Here is a 19,392-nt window from a genome sequence, read left to right on the forward strand (position 1 = left end):
TCTGAACAATACGGAGAAGAGCTTGGATTCCAGCGCAAGCCCCCGCACGGCGACCAAGGTGCTGGTCATCGACGACAGCAACACGATCCGCCGCAGCGCCGAGATCTTCCTGAAACAGGGCGGACACGAAGTCGTGCTGGCCGAGGACGGCTTCGATGCGCTGGCCAAGCTGAGCGATTACCAGCCCGACCTCGTGTTCTGCGACATCCTGATGCCGCGCCTGGATGGCTACCAGACCTGCGCCATCATCAAGCGCAATCCGCAGTTCGCCTCGGTGCCGGTGATCATGCTGTCGTCCAAGGACGGCCTGTTCGACAAGGCGCGAGGCCGCATGGTGGGCTCGCAGGACTACCTGACGAAGCCCTTCACGAAGGACCAGCTGCTGCAGGCGGTGCAACAGCACCGCCGGGCGGGTTGACCGGCACGACGGCCGCCCGCATTCCCCGACCCATTCCACGACATTCAACGACGCTCACGCCAGGCTCGACCGACGCACTTCCCGACGCGAATCGACGCGAGCCGAGAGAGGGAGATTCCATGCCCATCCACAAAATCCTGCTGGTCGACGATTCGAAGACCGAACTGCACGCGCTGAGCGACCTGCTGACCAAGCGCGGCTTCACCGTCCGCACCGCCGAGAACGGCGAGGAGGCGATGAAGCGCCTGGCCGAGGAAAAGCCGGACCTGATCCTCATGGACGTGGTGATGCCCGGCCAGAACGGCTTCCAGCTGACCCGCGCCATCACCCGCGACGAGCGCTACGCCGACGTGCCGGTGATCATGTGCACCAGCAAGAACCAGGAGACCGACAAGGTCTGGGGCATGCGCCAGGGTGCGCGCGACTACGTCGTCAAGCCGGTCAAGGCGGACGAGCTGCTGGCCAAGATCAAGGCGCTGGGCTGACACCATGGCCAACAAGCAAGCGCTGCGCGAACTTCAACAACGGCTGGCGCAGCGCATGCAGGCGGCGCGCGAGGCGCCCCAGGCCGCGAGCTGGCTGGCGGTCGAGTGCGCGGGCCTGGGCCTGCTGCTTCCGCTCAAGCAATCCGGCGAAATTTTCACGCCTGTGCCGCTTCAGGCGGTGCCGTACACGCAGCCTTGGATGCTGGGTGTGGCCAACTTGCGCGGCGGGCTGCACACGGTGGTGGACCTGTCGGCCTTCCTGGGCCTGCGCGGTCCGATCCCGCTGACGTCGGCCCACCGGCTGGTGTCGATCAATCCCGACCTGGGCATCAACTGCGCGCTGCTGGTGGATCAGCTGCTGGGGCTGCGCGGCGACGAACAACTGCAGGCCGAGCCCGATGCGCCCGGCCATCCCGATTTCGCTCCTGCCCGCATGCGCGACGGGCAGGGCCGGCGCTGGCAAGTGCTGGACCTGGATGCGCTGACGCAGCATCCGCAATTCCTGCGCATTGTTTTGAACTGATAGCCAGACGACGGTCCCGTCACAGGCGCCGATTCGACGAACGAGATCAAACGAGGGTGAGATGAGCTTCCTGGACAAGATCAAGAACAAGGGCAAGAACGAGGGCAACGACGACTTCGACGACGGTCCGCGGACCGACGCGTCGGGCTCGGCGGCGGAGGACACGACGGACTTCCAGCCCTCGATCATCACCGCGGCGCAGCCCACGCCGGAGTTCCAGGACACGTCCGCGGGGTACCAGCCCTCGGCGTCCGCCCCGGAAAGCCCGACGCCGATGCCGGAGGTCCTGAAGCAGCCCGAGCAGCGCCGCACCGGCCTGCTGACGGCGCTGACGGCCGCGGGCGTGCTCTTCACTGCCGGCACCGTCTCGATGGCGCTGATCAACGGCAACCGCTCGGCGGCGCAGGTGCGTGGCGCCGGTCAGGCCGCGACGCAGTCGCAGCGTCTGGCGAAGGCGGTCTCGACCGCGCTGCTGGGCAACAAGAACGCCTTCCCGGAAATGAAGGAAGCGGCCGACATCCTGACCAGCGTGACCACCTCGCTGCGCGACGGCAGCGGTGAGCTGGCCAAGGCGCCGGGCTCGGTCGACGGCCTGCTCGAGAAGATCGCCCCGATGGTGGCGCGCGCTGACAAGAACACCAAGGTGATGCTGGCGCAGGAGAAGGTGCTGACGCAGGTCGGCGCCGCGCTGCGCGCGATCAACCGCCAGTCGTCGGACCTGCTGGAAAGCGCCGAGGCCGTGGCCTCGCTGTCGCTGCAGAGCTCGGCCCCGACCGGCGAGGTCGCCGCGGTCGGCCAGCTGGTGATGCTGACGCAGCGGATCGGCAAGTCCGCCAACGAATTCCTGACGCAGGAAGGCGTGAGCCCCGAGGCCGTGTTCCTGCTGGGCAAGGACCTGAACGCGTTCCGCGAGATCGCCCAGGCGCTGCTCAACGGCAACCCCGAGCTGCGCCTGAACGGCGCCAAGGACCCGCAGGTGCGCGAGCGCCTGAAGGTGCTGCTGACGCAGTACGACCAGACCCGCTCGCAGGCGACGGCCATCCTGTCCAACCTGCAGGGCCTGGTGTCCGCGCGGGAAGCGCAGACGGCCATCCTCAACGACTCGGAAGTGCTGCGCAAGGACCTGGACGACCTGGGCCAGGGCCTGGAGTCCGCCGGCGGCATGAACCCGCTGCTGCTGCTGGCGATGGCGGCCTCGCTGGCGATGCTGGTGATCGGCGCGGTCGGTTTCCTGCGGCTGTATGTCTCCGACCAGGCGCGCCGTGCGCAGATGGCGGAAGAACAGCGCCGCGAAGCCGAGGCCCAGGAGCAGGAAGCCAAGCGCGTCAACGACGCCAACCAGGCCGCGATTCTGCGTCTGATGAACGAGCTGCAGACGGTCGCTGAAGGTGACCTGACCCACCAGGCGACGGTGACGGAAGACATCACCGGCGCGATCGCCGACTCGGTGAACTACACCGTGGAAGAGCTGCGCTCACTGGTGCATCAGGTGCAGACGACGGCGGTCCGGGTGACGGACACGACCGCGCAGGTCGACCAGACCTCGACCGAGCTGCTGGCCGCGTCGACCGAACAGCTGCACGAGATCCGCGCCACCGGCGAGGCGGTGCTGCAGATGGCGCACCGGATCAACGACGTGTCCGCGCAGGCGCAGCAGACCGCCGACGTGGCCCGCCAGTCCCGGCAGGCCGCTGAACAGGGTCTGCAGGCGATGCAGAACAACATCGGCGGTATGAACCAGATCCGGGACCACATCCAGGAGACGTCCAAGCGCATCAAGCGGCTGGGCGAGTCTTCGCAGGAAATCGGCGAGATCACCGAGCTGATCTCCGACATTACCGAGCAGACCAACGTGCTGGCGCTGAACGCGGCCATCCAGGCGGCGTCCGCCGGTGAAGCCGGTCGCGGCTTCTCGGTGGTGGCGGAAGAAGTGCAGCGGCTGGCGGAACGTTCTGCCGACGCGACCCGCCGGATCGCCGCGCTGGTCAAGACCATTCAGACCGACACCCACGACGCGGTGGCCGCCATGGAGCGCTCCACGCTGGGGGTGGTCGAGGGCACGAAACTGTCCGACGCGGCTGGCCGCGCGCTGGAAGACATCGACTCGGTGTCGCGTCGCCTGGACGAGCTGATCGGCCAGATCTCGACGGTCGCGCAGAACGAAGCGCGCGCCGCCAACGAGGTCGGCGCCAACATCCAGCACATCTTCGCGGTGACCGAGCAGACGTCCGACGGTACGCGTTCCACCGCCCAGATGGTGCACGAGCTGTCGCGATCGGCCGAGGCGCTGAAGCAGTCGGTGGCCCGGTTCAAGGTGACCTGACCGGCATCGGCCGACCGTCCCGCCCGGTAGAACAGGGATAGAGACCCGCACCGCGTCGACATAAAAGAGAGAACAAGAGCGAGCATGGACCTTACGCGCGAATCCGAGTTCCCCGCCGACCTGAGCCCCTTGGCCTGGGTCCAGGAGGAACTGCGCCGCACGCTGGAATCGGTGCACAAGGCCCTTCGCCGCGTGCTGCGCGATGCCGATGCGCGAGCGACGACCGTGGGCGGCGACGGCCAGCCCAGCCCGGCGCTGCAAGGCGCGGCCCAGCAGATGCACCAGGCCGCCGGCGTGCTGGCGGTGGTCAGCCTGCCGGCCGCCGCGCACCTGCTGCGCGCCGCCGAGGCGACGCTGTTCCGCCTGGCGGAGAACCCGTCCGGCGTGACCATCGCCGAGATCGAGGCGGTCGAGCGCGCGGACTTCGCGGTGCTCGCCTTCATCGCCAAGACGCTGGCCGGCGGCCAGCCGAGCTCGCTGGCGCTGTTCCCCGCCTACCAGACGCTGCAGGAACTCAACGGCGCCGGCCGCATCCACCCGGCCGACCTGTGGACCGAGGAATTCCGCTGGCGCGAACTGCCGCTGGACCGCAACGTCCGCGCGTTGAGCGCCGAGCAGATGCGCGCCCCGTTCGAGGCGCTGCTGCTCAAGCAGATGCGCGCCCCGGCGCCCGGCCAGGGCCAGTTGCTGAGCGACCTGTGCGCCGGCCTGGCGCTGACCCAGACGCAGGCGAACGCGCGCACGCTCTGGATGCTGGCCGCCGGCCAGTTCGAGGCCCAGTCGCGCGGGCTGCTGCCGGTGGACACGTTGGTCAAGCGCCTGGGCTCGCGCCTGCTGGCGCAGCTGCGCGCCGGCAGCGATGCCGCGCCGTCCGAGCGTCTGGCCAAGGACCTGCTGTTCTTCTGCGCCGCCGCCAAGCATGCCGAGCCCGGCAGCGCGCCGCGCCTGACCGCGGTGCAGCAGGCCTACGGCCTGATCGAGGCCGACCAGGTCGACTACCGCGACGACACGCTGGGCCGGATCGATCCGAACTGGGTCGCCGCCGCCAAGCGCCGCGTCGTCGCCGCGAAGGAATCCTGGGCCTCCGCCGCCGAGGGCGAGACCCATCGCCTGGGCGGCCTGGACGAGCAGTTCGCCCACGTCGCCGAATCGCTGCAGAAGCTGTTCCCGAGCGGCGAGGTGCTCGGCGACACGCTGCGCCGCGCCGTCGTCGCGACGCTGCGTTCGGGCCGCGCGCCCGAGCCCGCGCTGGCGATGGAGATCGCCACGTCCATGCTCTACCTGGAAGCGGCCCTCGAGGACGAGGCCTTCGACCAGCCCGAGCAGGCCGAGCGCGTCAAGAGCCTGGCCCGCCGCATCGAATCGGTCGGCCATGGCGAGGCGCCGCTGGCGCTCGAAAGCTGGATGGAGGAGCTGTATCGCCGCGTCGCCGACCGGCAGACGCTCGGCTCCGTCGTCCATGAACTGCGCGCCAGCCTGTCCGAGGTCGAGCGCCAGTGCGACGAATACTTCCGCGACCCGTCCAAGCGCGACCTGCTGATCCCGGTGCCGGGCCAACTGCAGGCGATGCGGGGCGTCTTCAGCGTGCTGGGCCTGTCGCAGGCCGCGCAGGCGACGCTGAAGATGCGCGACCAGGTCGACGAACTGGCCAACACCGAGGTCGATCCGTCGCTGGCTGGACCGCGCGCGCAGTTCGACCGGCTCGCCCACAACCTCGGCGCGCTGGGCTTCCTGATCGACATGCTGAGCGTCCAGCCGCAGCTGGCCAAGCGCATGTTCCGCTTCGAGGACGACACCGGGCTGCTGCAGTCGCTGGTCGGCCGCGAGAGCGAGCAGCGCGCTCACGCACAGGAACTGGCCGCCGCCGAAGCCGCGGCCCAGCCGCAGCTGATCGACCAGCTCCAGGCGACCGCCCAGGCCGTCGCGCAGGGCGATCGCTCGGCCGAGGACCTGGCGCGCGACCTGGAACGCATTTCCCACGAAGCCCGCGCCGCCGACGATCTCGGCCTGGCGCAGGCCGCGCAGCAGGCCCAGCAGCAGTTGCTCTCGTCCGGCGGTGACGCCGCGGGCAGCCAGGCGGCCGAATCGCTGCAGCAGTTCATCGAGGCCGCCGCGCCGGTCGCTCCGCCCGCGCCGGCGCCGAGCGCGCCGATCCCGCAGGCCGAGGCGGCCATCGACGAGGAGATGCTGGGCATCTTCCTGGAAGAGGCGGCCGAGGTCGTGGCGACCGCCCGCGAGGCGCTGACCGCGCTCGCCCGCAGCGCCAGCGACAAGGAACAGCTGACGACGGTGCGCCGCGCCTTCCACACGCTCAAGGGCAGCTCGCGCATGGTCGGGCTGAACGAGTTCGGCGAAGCCGGCTGGGCCTTCGAGCAGCTCTACAACCATCGCCTGTCGGAGCATCCGCAGGCCGATTCGGACCTGCTGCGCGCCAGCAACGAGGCGCTGGATGCGTTCCAGGCCTGGGCCGCCGCGATCGGCGAAGGCCGGCCGCACGGCTATCACAGCGCGCCGTTCCGCGCCGCGGCCGACGCGCTGCGCCTGGAGAACCGATACGCCCCGCTGCAGCTGTCCGCCGCAGCGCCGGCCGCGCCGGTCCTGGCGGTGCCCGAGCTGATCGAAGTGGCCGAAGTGGCCGAAGTGCCCGAGGTCATCGAGATCGCCGACCTGCCCGAGGTCGCCGAGATCCCGGCCCCGGCCCCGGCGCCGGAGATCGATCTGGCCGGACTGCAGGTGCTGCCGGAACTGTCGCTGGCGGACGAGGTGGCGACGCCCGCGCCGGCGACGCCGCCCGCGGCGGACGAGCTGGCCGCGCTCGACCTGCTCGCCACGCTGGACGCGGAACATGCCGCGGCCGGCTCGGTGCTGCCGTCGCTCGACCTGCCCGCGCTGGATCTGCCGGGCCTGGACGTGCCGCCGCTGCCGCTGGCCGACCTGGACGTCGTGACTGCGACCCAGGCGACGCCCGTCGCGCTCGACGCGCCGTCGCTGGACTTCCCGACGGACGTGCCCGAACTGACCCAGGCGGTGCCCGAGCTGGACGCCGCCATCGACCTGGACGCGCTGTCCGCCGTCGAGTTGCCCGCGTTGACCGCGGAGCCGCCGGCGCTGGACACGACGATGTCGCTGCCGACGGTGGCCGACGTGGTCGAGCCGTCCGCGCTGCTCGAGCCTGCCGAGGTGGAAGCCGCCGCAGCCCAGCCGCCGGTCTTCCAGGATGAACCGACGCTGTCCCTCGAGCCCACATTGACGCCCGCCGACGAGGCGACCGTCACGATGGAACTGCCCGACGGCTGGCCGGCCGATGCGCCGCTGGTCGAGATCGAGGCGACGACGCCGATGCCGCTGGACGCGGTGCCGGCCGAAGCCGCCGCCGAAGAGCCGGCGCTGGATCTGCTGGACCTGTCCGGCCTCAACACCGAGCCGGTCGCAGCGCTCGACACGCCGTCCGCCGCCGACCTGTCGCTGACGCTGGACCTCGGCCAGGAACTGGTGTCCGCGCCGGTGGAAGCCTCGGCGACCGCCGACGACGCGACGCTTGACCTGAGCGACGGCGCCGCCGATGCCGCCGCCGACGCGACCGCGCCGGAGGGCCTGTCGCCGCGGACCTTGTCCGACCTGGATCTGCCGGACCTGGACCTGCCCGACCTGAGCGCGGCACCGGCCCACGCGGCCCCGGCGCTGAGCCTGGTTGGCGGCACCGCCGTCACGCCGCCGACCGCCGAGGTCGAGGCGGAAGCGCATCCGCAAGAGACCGTCGAGGACAGCGACGATGGCGTCAAGGTCATCGGGCCGCTGCGCATCAGCATCGCGCTGTTCAACATCTTCCTGAACGAGGCCGACGAGCGTTCGCGCCGCCTGCAGGTGGAGCTGAGCGAGTGGGCGCTGCTGCCCCAATCGCCGCTGCCGCAGGACGCGGAAGCGCTGGCGCACGGCCTGGCCGGCAGCGCCGCGACGGTCGGCTTCGAGGACCTGTCCACGCTGGCTCGTTGCCTGGAACACGCGCTGGAGCGCGCCCAAGGTCATCAGGTCGCCGACCCGACGCTGTTCCAGCGCGCCGCGGACGAGATCCGCCGCCTGCTGCATCAGTTCGCCGCCGGCTTCCTGAAGGAGGCCGATGCCGGCCTGCTGGCGGAACTGCAGGCCTTCGAGCCGGGCGCCGCGCTGCCCGACGGTCATGCCGACAGCGACGAGGGCCTGCTGGCCATGTCGCTGGAGGAGGTGTCGACGGCGTCGCTGCCGGCCCACCTGCTGGCGGACCACACGGCCGAACCGGCCCTGCCGACCTCGCATTACGCCTTCCACCAGGCCGCCGAGGCGACCGCCGACGATTTCGACTTCAGCCAGCCCGACCAGATCGAGCCGGAACTGATGCCGATCTTCGAGGAGGAAGCCGAGGACCTGCTGGGCGAGCTGCACGGCGCCCTGCGCGAGTGGGCGACCCAGCCGGCCGATACCGGACGCGCCGCCGCCTGCATGCGGGTGCTGCACACTTTCAAGGGCGGTGCCCGCCTGGCCGGCGCGATGCGCCTGGGCGAGCAGGCGCACCGCCTGGAGTCCCAGATCGAGCGCCTGCTGGCCGACGGCGAACCGGGCTACGAGCAGCTGCTCGCCCTGCAGGACGCCGGCGACAGCCTGGAGCACAGCTTCAAGACGCTGCAGCGCACCTGGCGCGATCCGGCACCGGTGGTGCCGGCGCCGATGGCGCCGTCCGCCCCGGCCGCGCCGGTGGCCGACCTGCCGGCGCCGATCCCGCCCGCCGTCGCGGTCGAGACCATCCAGGCACCGGCCGAGGGATCCGATGCGATCACGGCGCCGCCCGCCGAGGCAGCGCCTATCGAGCCGATCGCCGAAGTGATCGCCGAACCCGTCGCGGAAGCCGCCACGCCGGTCGAGGCGCCGGTGGCCGAACCCGCGCCCACGGTGGCCACGCCGCCGGCCGACATCGAGATCGACTGGGCCCACTTCAGCGAGATCGCCGACCTGGGTCAGCCGCTGGAAAGCGCCCCGGTGGCCCCGGCCGCCCAGGTGCGCGTCCGTGGCGCGCTGCTGGAGCGCATGGCCGCCCTGTCCGGCGAGGTCTCGATCCGCCGCGCCCGTCTGGAGTCCGAACTGGGCCAGATGCGGACCTCCCTGTCCGACCTGGACGACAACCTGGAGCGTCTGCGCACGCAGCTGCGCGAGCTGGAACTGCAGGCCGAGGCCCGCATCGCCGCCCGCCAGGAAGCCGCGCAGGCGACCGGCAAGGACTTCGACCCGCTCGAATTCGACCGCTACACCCGCTTCCAGGAACTGACCCGGATGCTGGCCGAGTCGGTCAACGACGTGGCCACCGTCCAGCGCGGCCTGCAGCGCAACGTCGCGGCCGGCGAAGACGAACTGGCCGGCCAGTCGCGATTGACCCGCGAGCTGCAGGACGACCTGCTGCGCACGCGAATGGTCGAGTTCGACAGCAGCCTCGGCGAGCGCCTGCACCGGGTCGTCCGCCAGGCCGCCCGCGAGAGCGGCAAGCAGGCCCAGCTCGAGATCCGCGGTGGCGGCGTCGAACTGGACCGCGCGGTGCTGGAGCGCCTGACCGGCGCCTTCGAGCACTTGCTGCGCAACAGTGTCGTGCATGGCATCGAGACGCCGGATGTCCGCCAGCAGGCGGGCAAGGCGCCGGTCGGCCGCATCGTGCTGAACCTGCACCAGGAAGGCAACGAGATCCAGGTCCGCTTCAGCGATGACGGCGCCGGCCTGAACCTGGCGCGCATCCGCGCCCGTGGCGAAAGCCAGGGCCTGATCCAGCCGGGTCAGGACCTGAACGACGCCCAGCTGATGGACCTGATCTACGAGCCGGGCTTCTCCACCGCCGAATCGCTGACCGAGATGGCCGGTCGCGGCGTCGGCATGGACGTGGTCCGCTCCGAGGTGAACACGCTGGGCGGCTATGTGCTGACCCAGTCCACGCAGGGGCAGGGCGCCAGCTTCGAGTTGCGCGTGCCGCTGACGACGGCGCTGACGCAGGTCGTCGTGCTGCGCTACGGCGATCGGAAGGTCGCGGTGCCGGCCAGCCTGATGCTGTCGGTGCAGCGCCTGCCGGCCGAGACGGTCGAACAGGCCTACGTCGACGGCGCGCTGATGGCCGCCGGCGAGCGCATGCCCTTCTACTGGCTGGGCGGCCTGATGCACCAGAGCGACCGTGGCGTCGCCCACGGCAAGACCCTGCCGGTGGCGCTGGTGCACAGCGCCCAGCAGCGCCTGGCGCTGCACGTCGACGAAGTGCTGGGCAACCAGGAAGTCGTCGTCAAGAACCTCGGCCCGCAGCTGATGCAGGTCCCGGGCCTGGCAGGCATCAGCCTGCTGGCCTCGGGCGAGGTGGCGCTGATCTACAACCCGGTGGCGCTGGCCAACCGCTACGGCCATGCCGCGCAGCAGCGCGTGCACGATGCCGAGGCGGCGGCACGCCAGGTGGTGGTCGAGGAGGTCGCCGAGCAGCTCGCGCCGCTGGTGATGGTGGTCGACGACTCGCTGACCGTGCGCCGTGTCACCCAGCGCCTGCTGGAGCGCGAGGGCTACCGCGTGCTGCTGGCCAAGGACGGTCTGGATGCGATGGAGCGCCTGGCCGGCGAGGAACTGCCGCACCTGGTGCTGTCGGACATCGAGATGCCGCGCATGGACGGCTTCGACCTGGTCCGCAACCTGCGTGCCGACGCGCGTCTGGCGGGGCTGCCCGTGATCATGATCACATCGCGCATCGCTCAGAAACACCGCGACTATGCACAACGGCTCGGAGTCGACGATTACCTGGGCAAGCCCTATGACGAGGAGCACCTGCTCGGCCTGATCGCCCGATACACTTCGCACCATTCCGCCGGAAAGCCGGCGAGGGCGTAGCGTCCGGGCTCCCGGACCATCGGTGGTTGCCGGCGCCTGGATCCTCCCTCCACGCTGCAAACACCATGTCCGGGGTAGTCGACCATCTTGCCGAGCTGACGGGTTTCCGTGACCGCGACGTCATGGACGTCACCCTGGTCACCGCGCTGCGCGATCTGCTCAATGGCCCTGCGGCCGCCGTGGCGATCTATCGCTGCGTCGGCGAGCCGGGCCAGCAGCGCTGGCTGACCCGCGCCCGGCTGCACGCCGGCGACGCGGTCGCCACCGCCGACTCGCTCTGGGTCGATCCCGACACCCTCCCGAGGCTGGCCGAGCATCCGCGCCGGCTCGAGTGCCTGACGCAGCGCAGCGTGCTGCAGCAGCGCGAGAACAACGAGTGGGTCACGCTGTTCCCTCTGGCGACCGAACGCGACGTGGTCGGCGTGCTGGAGCTGCACACCGCGCGCCGCCTCAAGGCCGAGGCGCAGCGCATGGTCAGCAGCGTGCTGCGGATCTATCACAACTTCCAGGGCCTGCTGGACTACAGCGAGCGCGACACGCTGACCGGCCTGCTGAACCGCAAGACCTTCGACGAGAGCTTCCTGAAGGCGGTCTCTGAGCTGCCGCTGCGGGTCCACGCCGAGGAGGCCGCGCAGGACGAGCCCGATCAGGACCGCCGCCATGCCGCGGTGCATCCGCGCTACTGGATCGGCGTGATCGACATCGACCACTTCAAGTCGATCAACGACCGCTTCGGTCACCTGATCGGCGACGAGGTCCTGCTGCTGCTGTCGCGGCTGATGCGCAGCAGCTTCCGCTTCAACGACCTGCTCTACCGCTTTGGCGGCGAGGAGTTCGTCGTGCTGATGCGCTGCGAGGACGAACCCGACGCCGCGCATGCGTTCGAGCGCTTCCGCCTCAACACCGCCCAGTACGCCTTCCCGCAGGTCGGCCGCATCACGGTCAGCATCGGCTTCACGCAGATCCGCAGCGGCGACTCGCCGGCTGCGGCCTTCGAGCGCGCCGACAAGGCCGTGTATCACGCCAAGGGCGCCGGGCGCAACCAGGTGCAGAGCCACGCGACGCTGGTCGCGCAGGGCCGGATGGCCGAGGCCAGCCACCTGAGCGACGTCGAGCTCTTCTGATCCCGTGACCAGGACCTGGCGCTGGACCGCGCTCGCCGCCTCGGCGGTGACGGCGGTCGCGGCCCTGCTGATCGGCTGCGCGACGCCGCCCCCGGTGACCGGTCCCGACCTGCCGGCCCAGCCCGGCACGCAGGCGGCCGAGGACGGCAGCCATCATTGGCAGGACTTCGACTGGAGCGATCCCGCCCGCCATCGCGCGGTCCCGGTGCGGGTCTACTGGCCCAGCGGCGAGCCACCGGCGACCGGTTGGCCGGTCGTGGTCTTCTCGCACGGCATGGGCGGCTCGCGCCGAGGCTACAGCTACCTCGGCAGCTACTGGGCGGCCCACGGCATCGTCGCGATGCATGTGCAGCACATCGGCAGCGATCGCCGGCTCTGGGCCGGTGGCTTCGGCTGGTCGAACTCGCTGACGCTGGTGCGGCGGCTGCAGCACGCGGCGCAGCCGGAGGAGGCCATCGAACGCACGCAGGACATCCGCTTCGCGCTGGACCAACTGTTGGCCGGACCGCTGGGCCGCCAGCTGGATGCGACGCGCCTGGCGATCGCCGGGCATTCCTATGGCGCCAACACCAGCCTGCTGATCGCCGGCGCGAAGGTGCCGACGCCGCTCTCCGGCCTGGCCGGCGGCGCGGCGCAGGCGTCGACGCTGGCCGATCCACGCTTCAAGGCGGCGATCCTGATCTCCGCGCCGCCGTTCTACGGCGAGGGGGACCCGGCGCCGATCCTCTCCGGCATCGCCATTCCCACGCTGCACATCAGCGCCACCGCCGACGAGATCACCATCCCCGGCTACTACAGCGGACCGTCGGACCGGGTCGCGCTGTTCGACGCGATCGGCGGGCCGCGCAAGGCGCTGGCGATGTTCAGCGGCGGTTCGCACAGCATCTTCACCGACCGGACGAACACCGGCGGCTTCGAGCTCAATCCGAAGGTCAAGGCCGCGACGCGGGAGCTCAGCCTCGCCTACCTGCGCCTGGTGCTCGACGGCGAGGCAGAGCCGCTGCGCGACTGGCAGCAGCGCCATGGCGCGCTGCTGGCCCGTTGGCAGGCCCCTGGAGGGTAGGGCCGGGCGCCCCAAAGGCGGGTGACGGCCTGGCAAGTCCTGACCCCGGCGCCGGTCTCCGGCTTCCCGCGGACAGGCCGGCGGCGCCGGCGAGTACGCTGGCTGCCAGTGGACGTGGCTTTCCCGGTACGCGGCACGTGAGCAGGGACTTGCTTTTCCCGCGCCGCGCCTCTAGCGTTAGGCCCACGTGAGCGGGCGCCAGGGAGCGACCGCGCGAGCAAGCCCTCCCACCGAAGGGCGAAATCCATGCGAGACAGAAGCGAGAGCGGCCCGATCGTCGCAAGCGGCGCGAAAGACGTCCGATGCGCGTAGCACCAAGGGCCCGACTGCAGTGGGGTGGACGCCGGCGAGCTTGTCATCGCTGGAACGCGGCGTCCGCAGGGTTGTACGAACACGGGCCAGAAGGCCCGGACCATCCATGCGCTTGCTGACCTTTCCGGTGGCTGCGGGCCTGTTGCTGGCCGGCTGCGTTGCCTTCGTGGCCACCGCTTATGGCGAGTACCGCAGCCTGGGCGAGCTGACCCGTCTGGAGGCGGGGCGCGCCCATGCCCTGCGCACCCAGCAGCTGGTCTCGGACCTGAATGGCCTGCTGATCGACCTGGAAACCGGCACGCGCGGTTTCCTGATCACCGGCGATGCGGCCTTCCTGCAGCCCTACGAGCGCGCCCAGCGCGATCTCGACGCCAGCTATGCCCAGCTCAAGGACGCGCTGGCGATCACCGGCGACCGCCAGGATCAGGCCTTCGCGCGACTGGACCGCTTCATCGCCGAACGACGCCGCCAGGTCGAGAACCAGGTGGCCAACCGCTGGAAGCTGGGCGCCGAAGCGCTGAACGACCGGCAGGCCTATGTCGCGGGCAAGCAGCTGATGGACGAGATCCGGGGCGAGCTGGCGCGGCTGAAATCGGTGCAGCAACGCCGGATCGACGGCATCGAATCGGCGGTGGCGCTGCAAACCAAGGAAACCACGCTGCTGGCGCAGGTGCTGCCGCTGGCCGGTGGCGTGCTGGTGGCCGCGGCGATGGCGGCGCTGTGGATCGAGCGCGAGCGGCGCGATCAGGCCGAGCGCGCACTGCGAGACAGCCATGCGCGGCTCGAGGGTGCCGTCGCCGAGCGGACCCGCGAACTGCGCGAGGCGCTGACCCGCATCCAGAGCTTCGCCGCCGAACTGGACCGCAGCGTGGAGGCCGAGCGGCGCCGGCTGGCGCGCGAGGTCCACGACCAGCTCGGGCAGCTCGGCACGGCGGCGAAGATGCTCGCGCTGTCAATGGCGCGCAAGATCGCACCGGCCAAGGAGCCGATGCACGACGAGATGCTCGCCATCGCCGACGAGGTCATCGGCGCCGCGCGCCGCATCGCCAACACGCTGCGACCGCCGCTGCTGGACGACTTCGGCTTCGGTGCGGCGGTCCAGCACTATGCGCAGGGCCTGCAGCGGCAGAGCGAGCTGGTCGTCGACCTGGACCTGGCGCCGGACGAGGCGCTCAGCAGCGAACAGCACAACCAGCTGTTCCGCCTGCTGCAGGAGGCCGCGACCAATGTGCTGCGGCATGCCCAGGCCCACCAGCTGACGATCGAGTCCCGCATCGAGGACGGCGAATATCGGCTGCGGATCGAGGACGACGGCGTCGGCCCGGGCCAGGTGCGGGCGGATGCGTCGGGCCTGCGGAACATGCGGGAGCGCGCCGTGCTGGCGGGCGGTGAGCTGGTCTTCGGGCCGGCGCCGCGGCGGGGCACGCGGATCGATGTCCGGGTGCCGCTCGGTGGCGGCGCGGACGAGCGAGACAGCACCGGGGAGACCCGGGAGAGCGAGGAGGGTTGGGATGAGGTTTCTGATCGTTGACGACCATCCGATCATGCGGCTCGGGGTCAAGCAGTTGATCCAGGGCCATTGGCCATCGGCAGTGCTCGACGAGGCATCGACCATCGCCGAGGCCCTGCAGCTGGGACAGGCGAACCGGCCGGACGCGCTGGTGCTCGACCTGTCGCTGCCCGACGCCAGCGGGACCGAGGGCGCCAGCCGCATGCTGCGGGCGCTCAAGGGCGTGCCGGTGCTGGTGCTGAGCCTCAACGCGGAGTCGGCCTACGCGGCACGGCTGCTGCAGATGGGCGTGTCCGGCTACCTGCCCAAGGACAAGGCGACCGATGAGCTGGTCGTGGCGCTGCAGCGCCTGTTGCAGGGCGGGCGCTATGTCACGGCCGCGATGGCGGACCATCTGCTGGGGTTGCTCAGCGGCGCGACGCCGGGCCAGTTGCCGCATGAGCAGCTGTCGGCGCAGGAGCACCGCGTGATGCTGCTGATCGCCGCGGGCAAGACGCCGGCGGAGATCGCGGAGACGATGCACCTGTCGGCCAAGACGGTCGGGACCTACCGCGCGCGCATCCTCGAGAAGACCGGTTGGCGCAACAACACCGAGCTCACCAAGTACTGCGTCCAGCATGGGCTGACGGACATCCAGTGAGCAGCCGGGTGCTGTAGGGGATCGCCCGACAAATCCTGCGGACAGGCCCCGACACCAGCATGCGCGGGGCGCTGCTGATGCCGGCGCCGGGCCTCGCGCAAGATGCCGGACAGGCGGTGACAGCCGGTCGCCGCCCCGATCCGGAGCATCCCTTCATGGACATTTTTCTCGTCGAGGACTCGTCGGCCATCCGCCGCCTCCTGGCACGGCGGCTCGAGGACGTGGCTGGCGTGCGCGTCGTCGGCGAGGCGGACTCCGCGCCGCAGGCGATCGCGCTCATCGACTGGCTGCAGCCCGACACGGTGCTGCTGGACATGACGCTGCTGGTGGGCACCGGTGTCGACGTGCTGCGGGCGCTGCGTCACAAGGGGTTCCAGGGCCGGATCCTGATGCTCACCCATCACGCGATGGACGCCTACCGCGACATGTGCATGCAGGCCGGCGCGGACGGCTTCTACGACAAGGGCAGCGGCCTGGAGTCGCTGTTCGGCGATCTCGACGAACTGCTGCAGAGCGAGCGCGCGACGGGGCGGCAGACGCGGCCCTCGCCGCTGCTGCGGGACACCGCCACCGGGCTGCTCGGCCAGGTGGCGCTGCTGGAGCGCCTGGACCAGGTGCTGCGCATGGTCAATGCCGAGGCCGGCCGGGTGGCCGTCACCGTGGTGGTGCTCAAGGGCCTGGAAGCGCTGCTGCGCAGCCAGGGCGTGCAGGCGACGGCGCCGGTGCTGGTCGAGATCGGCCGGCGGCTGTCGGCTTGCGCCGGTCCGGTCGACCTGCTGGCGCGGCACGCCAACGAGCAGTTCGCGCTGGTGGTCTCGCGCGCCGGTTCGGCGCAGGAGGCGGAAGCGATGGGCGAGCGCATCCGCGATGCGCTGGCGCAGCCTTTCGACCTCGGCGGCCATCCGGTGCGGCTGGACAGCCATGTCGGCGTGGCGCTTCACCCCCGCGACGCGATCACCGCGCGCGGCCTGCTGATCCTGGCGGAGGCCCGGGCGCACGGCTTGAGCCTGCCCCAGAAGGGCAGCGCCGTCGTGCATTGACGGCGCGCGGATCCGGACGACCTAGTCCGGCGCGAAGCCGCGGTCCTTGACGACGGCGTAGCGCGCCATCGTCGCCATGCGCGCGGTCTCGTGGCGCACGATCGGCTCGGGATAGTCCCGGCCCAGCACCACGCCGCAAGCCGCCAGTTCCGCTGGCCTGGCCAGCCAGGGCGCGTGGATCAGCGCCGGCGGCAGCCGGGACAGCTGCGGCAGGTAGCGCTTGATGAACTTGCCGTCGGGATCGAATTTCTCGCTCTGGCTCACCGGATTGAAGATGCGGAAGTAGGGCTGGGCGTCGCAGCCGCTGGACGCCGCCCATTGCCAGCCGCCGTTGTTGGCGGCGAGGTCGAAGTCGATCAGCTTCTCGGCGAAGTAGGCCTCGCCGCGGCGCCAGTCGATGCCCAGGTCCTTGATCAGGAAGCTGGCGGTGACCATGCGCAGCCGGTTGTGCATGTAGCCGGTCTGGTTGATCTGGTGCATCGCCGCGTCGACCAGCGGATAGCCGGTGCGGCCCTGGCACCAGGCGTCGAAGTCGGCATCGGCCTCCGGTCCCTCGGCCCAGGCAATGCGGTCGTACTCGGGCCGGAAGGCCCGCTCCGTCACCTGCGGGTGGTGATGCAGGACCTGGTGGTAGAAATCCCGCCAGATCAGCTCCGACAGCCAGGTCTGGGCGCCGGCGCTGGGGCCGCTGCTTCCGTAGCCGCGTTGCCAGGCCTCGCGCGCAAGCACGCGGATGGAGATCGTGCCGAAGCGCAGATGGGTGCTCAGGTAGCTGGGGCCCTTGGCGGCGGGGAAGTCCCGGGTCTCGCCGTAGCGGTCGATGCGCTCGAGGAACTCGTCGAACAGCCGCCGCGCGCCCGCGCTGCCGCCTGAAAGCGCCGCGCTCAGCTCGGCGGGCTCGAAGCCGATGTCGGCCAGCGTGGGCACGCCCCGACGCGCCGCCACATCGGCACCGGTCGCCAGCCGGGACGCATGGCGCTCCACCGGATAGCTGCTGAGGAAGAAGGGCGTGATCTCGCGCAGCCACGCGTTCTTGTAGGGCGTGAAGACGCCGTAAGGCTTGCCGGCACCCGTCAGCAGCTCGGAGCGCTCGAACACCACATGGTCCTTGAAGCTGTGCACCTCCAGGCCACGGGCCTTCAGCGTGGCGCCGACATCCGCGTCCCGACGCAGCGCGTCGGGCTCGTCGTCGTGATTGAAGTACAGCGCCTGCACGCCCAGCTCGGCGGCCAGCGCCGGGATCTCTTCGCGCGGCGCGCCGTGCCGAACGATCAGGCCGGCGCCGGGGGCCAGCGCGGCGAGGTCGGTGTCCAGGACGCGCAGCGCGTCGAGGACGAAGGCCACGCGTCGGTCCGCGCGCGGCAGCGGGTCCAGGATGTCGGTGTCCAGCACGAAGGCGCAGTAGACCCGGCGGTGCCGCCTGAGCGCGTGGTACAGCGCGGCATGGTCGTCCGCCCGCAGGTCGCGGCGGAACCACACCAGGGCGCTGTCCGCGCCGTCCGTCGGCGCCGGGGTCCGGGAAGCGGGGGAAGAGGACGTTCGCGTCATGGGGACGGAGTGTCGGTGAAATAGAATCCGCGCCTATGTCCAAGGAACGCATCGACCTGACCAACCAGTTCCTGATCGCCATGCCGGGCATGGTGGACGAGACCTTTGCCGGCTCCGTCGTCTACCTGTGCGAGCACAACGAGAAGGGCGCGCTGGGACTGGTCATCAACAAGCCGATCTCGCTGACCCTGGGCAACCTGTTCGAGAAGGTCGAGCTCGAACTCAACGACGAGGACATGGCCGCGCGGCCGGTGTTCTTCGGCGGCCCGGTCCAGACCGAGCGCGGCTTCGTGCTGCACGAGCCGCTGGACGAGCAGGGCAATCACTACAACGCGACGCTCGCCGTGCCTGGCGGGCTCGAGATGACCACCAGCCGCGACGTGCTGGAGGCGCTGTCCAATGGCGCCGGCCCGAAGCGGGTGCTGGTCACGCTGGGCTACAGCGGCTGGGCTGCGGGGCAGCTCGAGGAGGAACTGGGCCGCAACGGCTGGATCACCGTCGACGCCACGCCCGAGATCATCTTCGACACGCCCATCGAGGAGCGCTACGACAAGGCGCTGGCCTTGCTCGGCATCGATCCGCGCATGCTCAGCCAGGAGGCCGGGCACGCATGAACCCCGGAAGCGCCATGACCATCGCTTCCCCGTCGTCGATTGTTTCCCCCCTCGGTTTTGATTTCGGTACCAAGCGCCTCGGCGTGGCGACCGGCAACCGGATGCTGGGCAGCGCGCGGGGCTTGCGCACGATCACCGAGCAGGGCGATGCGCGCTGGGCCGCGATCGCGGCGCTGATCCAGGAGTGGCAGCCGGATGCGCTGGTCATCGGCGTGCCGCGTCATCCGGACGGCGCCCCGCATGAGATGACTGCCCGCGCGCTCAAGTTCGCCGGGCAGTTGCGCGGCCGCTATCGGCTGCCGGTGATCGAAGTCGACGAACGCTACACCAGCGCGGAAGCCCAGTCCCTGGGCGCGCGCGACCTCGATGCCGCGAGCGCGGCATTGATCCTCGAACAATTCTTCCGGGAACACCCATGAGCACATTGCACCTCGATGCGGAAGCGCTCTACGCCGACCTCGCGCGCGGCGTCCAGCGCCTGCTGCAACCCGACTGCGCGCTGGTCGGCATCTGGTCGGGCGGCGCCTGGCTGGCCGAGCGCCTCCAGCAGGACCTGAAGCTGTCCGGCCAGCACGGCGTCATCTCCAGCGCGCTGCACCGCGACGACTTCGGCAGCAAGGGCATGCATGCGAGCGCCGACCACACCAAGCTCCCGTTCGAGGTCGAGGGCCGCCACATCCTGCTGATCGACGACGTGCTCTACACCGGCCGCACCACCCGCGCGGTCATCAACGAGCTGTTCGACTTCGGCCGCCCCGCCAGCGTGACGCTGGCGGTGCTGGTCGACCGCGGCGGCCGCGAGCTGCCGATCGAGCCGGCGTTCTCGGCCGCGCGCGTCGCGGTGGCGCCGAACCAGCGGCTGAGCCTCGTCAAGGGCGACGACGGCCGCTTCAGCTTCGACGTGAAGGAGGACTGA

General features: G+C 70.6%; 14 protein-coding genes. 13 read left to right on the forward strand and 1 reads right to left on the reverse strand.

The annotated features are described in order from the left end of the window. Positions 1 to 22 precede the first annotated feature (22 nt). The 10 genes from CS062_RS00680 (at position 23) to CS062_RS00725 (ending at position 16,314) form a co-directional block, all read left to right on the forward strand. Complete coding sequence (locus tag CS062_RS00680; protein WP_099859558.1) at positions 23 to 418, forward strand: response regulator; 396 nt, start codon at positions 23 to 25, stop codon at positions 416 to 418. 119 nt (positions 419 to 537) lie between these two features. Then, positions 538 to 903 carry a response regulator transcription factor gene (locus CS062_RS00685; RefSeq protein ID WP_088406380.1) on the forward strand — a complete coding sequence of 122 codons (366 nt, stop codon included), beginning with the start codon at positions 538 to 540 and terminating at the stop codon, positions 901 to 903. Positions 904 to 907: 4 nt separating this feature from the next. Next, the gene (locus CS062_RS00690; protein ID WP_099859559.1) at positions 908 to 1,426 is read left to right on the forward strand and encodes a chemotaxis protein CheW; all 519 of its coding nucleotides are present in this window, start codon (positions 908 to 910) and stop codon (positions 1,424 to 1,426) included. Between the two features lie 61 nt (positions 1,427 to 1,487). Next, positions 1,488 to 3,749 carry a methyl-accepting chemotaxis protein gene (locus CS062_RS00695; RefSeq protein WP_099859560.1) on the forward strand — a complete coding sequence of 754 codons (2,262 nt, stop codon included), beginning with the start codon at positions 1,488 to 1,490 and terminating at the stop codon, positions 3,747 to 3,749. A gap of 84 nt (positions 3,750 to 3,833) precedes the next feature. Beyond that, positions 3,834 to 10,625 (forward strand): hybrid sensor histidine kinase/response regulator, encoded by a 6,792-nt coding sequence (locus CS062_RS00700; RefSeq protein WP_099859561.1) that lies wholly within the window; start codon positions 3,834 to 3,836, stop codon positions 10,623 to 10,625. A gap of 65 nt (positions 10,626 to 10,690) precedes the next feature. Further along, positions 10,691 to 11,749, forward strand: coding sequence for a GGDEF domain-containing protein (locus CS062_RS00705; RefSeq protein WP_099859562.1), 1,059 nt, complete (start codon positions 10,691 to 10,693; stop codon positions 11,747 to 11,749). 4 nt (positions 11,750 to 11,753) lie between these two features. Further along, the gene (locus CS062_RS00710) at positions 11,754 to 12,812 is read left to right on the forward strand and encodes an alpha/beta hydrolase family protein (protein WP_099859563.1); all 1,059 of its coding nucleotides are present in this window, start codon (positions 11,754 to 11,756) and stop codon (positions 12,810 to 12,812) included. 418 nt (positions 12,813 to 13,230) lie between these two features. Beyond that, on the forward strand, positions 13,231 to 14,655 hold the full coding sequence (locus CS062_RS00715; RefSeq protein WP_099859564.1) for a CHASE3 domain-containing protein: 1,425 nt from the start codon (positions 13,231 to 13,233) through the stop codon (positions 14,653 to 14,655). Continuing rightward, positions 14,636 to 15,274 (forward strand): response regulator, encoded by a 639-nt coding sequence (locus tag CS062_RS00720; protein WP_099859565.1) that lies wholly within the window; start codon positions 14,636 to 14,638, stop codon positions 15,272 to 15,274. Before CS062_RS00715 ends, CS062_RS00720 begins: the two co-directional genes overlap by 20 nt. A 155-nt stretch (positions 15,275 to 15,429) precedes the next feature. Beyond that, on the forward strand, positions 15,430 to 16,314 hold the full coding sequence (locus CS062_RS00725; RefSeq protein ID WP_158238629.1) for a response regulator: 885 nt from the start codon (positions 15,430 to 15,432) through the stop codon (positions 16,312 to 16,314). 21 nt (positions 16,315 to 16,335) lie between these two features. Here CS062_RS00725 and CS062_RS00730 read toward each other — a convergent pair whose 3' ends face one another. After that, a complete protein-coding gene (locus CS062_RS00730; protein WP_099859567.1) occupies positions 16,336 to 17,862 on the reverse strand; it encodes a cryptochrome/photolyase family protein in 1,527 nt (508 codons plus the stop codon). 35 nt (positions 17,863 to 17,897) lie between these two features. Between CS062_RS00730 and CS062_RS00735 the strand changes: the two genes are divergently transcribed. The 3 genes from CS062_RS00735 to pyrR are packed head-to-tail and all read left to right on the forward strand — an operon-like array spanning position 17,898 to position 19,392. Further along, positions 17,898 to 18,476, forward strand: coding sequence for a YqgE/AlgH family protein (locus CS062_RS00735; RefSeq protein ID WP_099859568.1), 579 nt, complete (start codon positions 17,898 to 17,900; stop codon positions 18,474 to 18,476). 14 nt (positions 18,477 to 18,490) lie between these two features. Then, positions 18,491 to 18,895, forward strand: a complete 405-nt coding sequence (gene ruvX, locus CS062_RS00740) for a Holliday junction resolvase RuvX (protein WP_199174140.1) — start codon at positions 18,491 to 18,493, stop codon at positions 18,893 to 18,895. Further along, positions 18,892 to 19,392 carry a bifunctional pyr operon transcriptional regulator/uracil phosphoribosyltransferase PyrR gene (gene pyrR / locus CS062_RS00745; RefSeq protein WP_099859570.1) on the forward strand — a complete coding sequence of 167 codons (501 nt, stop codon included), beginning with the start codon at positions 18,892 to 18,894 and terminating at the stop codon, positions 19,390 to 19,392. Before ruvX ends, pyrR begins: the two co-directional genes overlap by 4 nt.

It is taken from the genome of Roseateles chitinivorans, assembly GCF_002761755.1.
GTDB lineage: Bacteria > Pseudomonadota > Gammaproteobacteria > Burkholderiales > Burkholderiaceae_C > Roseateles > Roseateles chitinivorans.

Excerpts from the sequence above, each read along its gene's own strand:
- CS062_RS00695 (WP_099859560.1), top strand. The coding sequence starts at position 1,488 with ATGAGCTTCCTGGACAAGATCAAGAACAAGGGCAAGAACGAGGGCAAC.
- CS062_RS00715 (WP_099859564.1), top strand. The coding sequence starts at position 13,231 with ATGCGCTTGCTGACCTTTCCGGTGGCTGCGGGCCTGTTGCTGGCCGGC.
- CS062_RS00685 (WP_088406380.1), top strand. The coding sequence starts at position 538 with ATGCCCATCCACAAAATCCTGCTGGTCGACGATTCGAAGACCGAACTG.
- pyrR (WP_099859570.1), top strand. The coding sequence starts at position 18,892 with ATGAGCACATTGCACCTCGATGCGGAAGCGCTCTACGCCGACCTCGCG.
- CS062_RS00705 (WP_099859562.1), top strand. The coding sequence starts at position 10,691 with ATGTCCGGGGTAGTCGACCATCTTGCCGAGCTGACGGGTTTCCGTGAC.
- CS062_RS00725 (WP_158238629.1), top strand. The coding sequence starts at position 15,430 with ATGGACATTTTTCTCGTCGAGGACTCGTCGGCCATCCGCCGCCTCCTG.
- CS062_RS00735 (WP_099859568.1), top strand. The coding sequence starts at position 17,898 with ATGTCCAAGGAACGCATCGACCTGACCAACCAGTTCCTGATCGCCATG.
- CS062_RS00700 (WP_099859561.1), top strand. The coding sequence starts at position 3,834 with ATGGACCTTACGCGCGAATCCGAGTTCCCCGCCGACCTGAGCCCCTTG.
- CS062_RS00690 (WP_099859559.1), top strand. The coding sequence starts at position 908 with ATGGCCAACAAGCAAGCGCTGCGCGAACTTCAACAACGGCTGGCGCAG.
- CS062_RS00720 (WP_099859565.1), top strand. The coding sequence starts at position 14,636 with ATGAGGTTTCTGATCGTTGACGACCATCCGATCATGCGGCTCGGGGTC.
- ruvX (WP_199174140.1), top strand. The coding sequence starts at position 18,491 with ATGACCATCGCTTCCCCGTCGTCGATTGTTTCCCCCCTCGGTTTTGAT.
- CS062_RS00730 (WP_099859567.1), bottom strand. The coding sequence starts at position 17,862 with ATGACGCGAACGTCCTCTTCCCCCGCTTCCCGGACCCCGGCGCCGACG.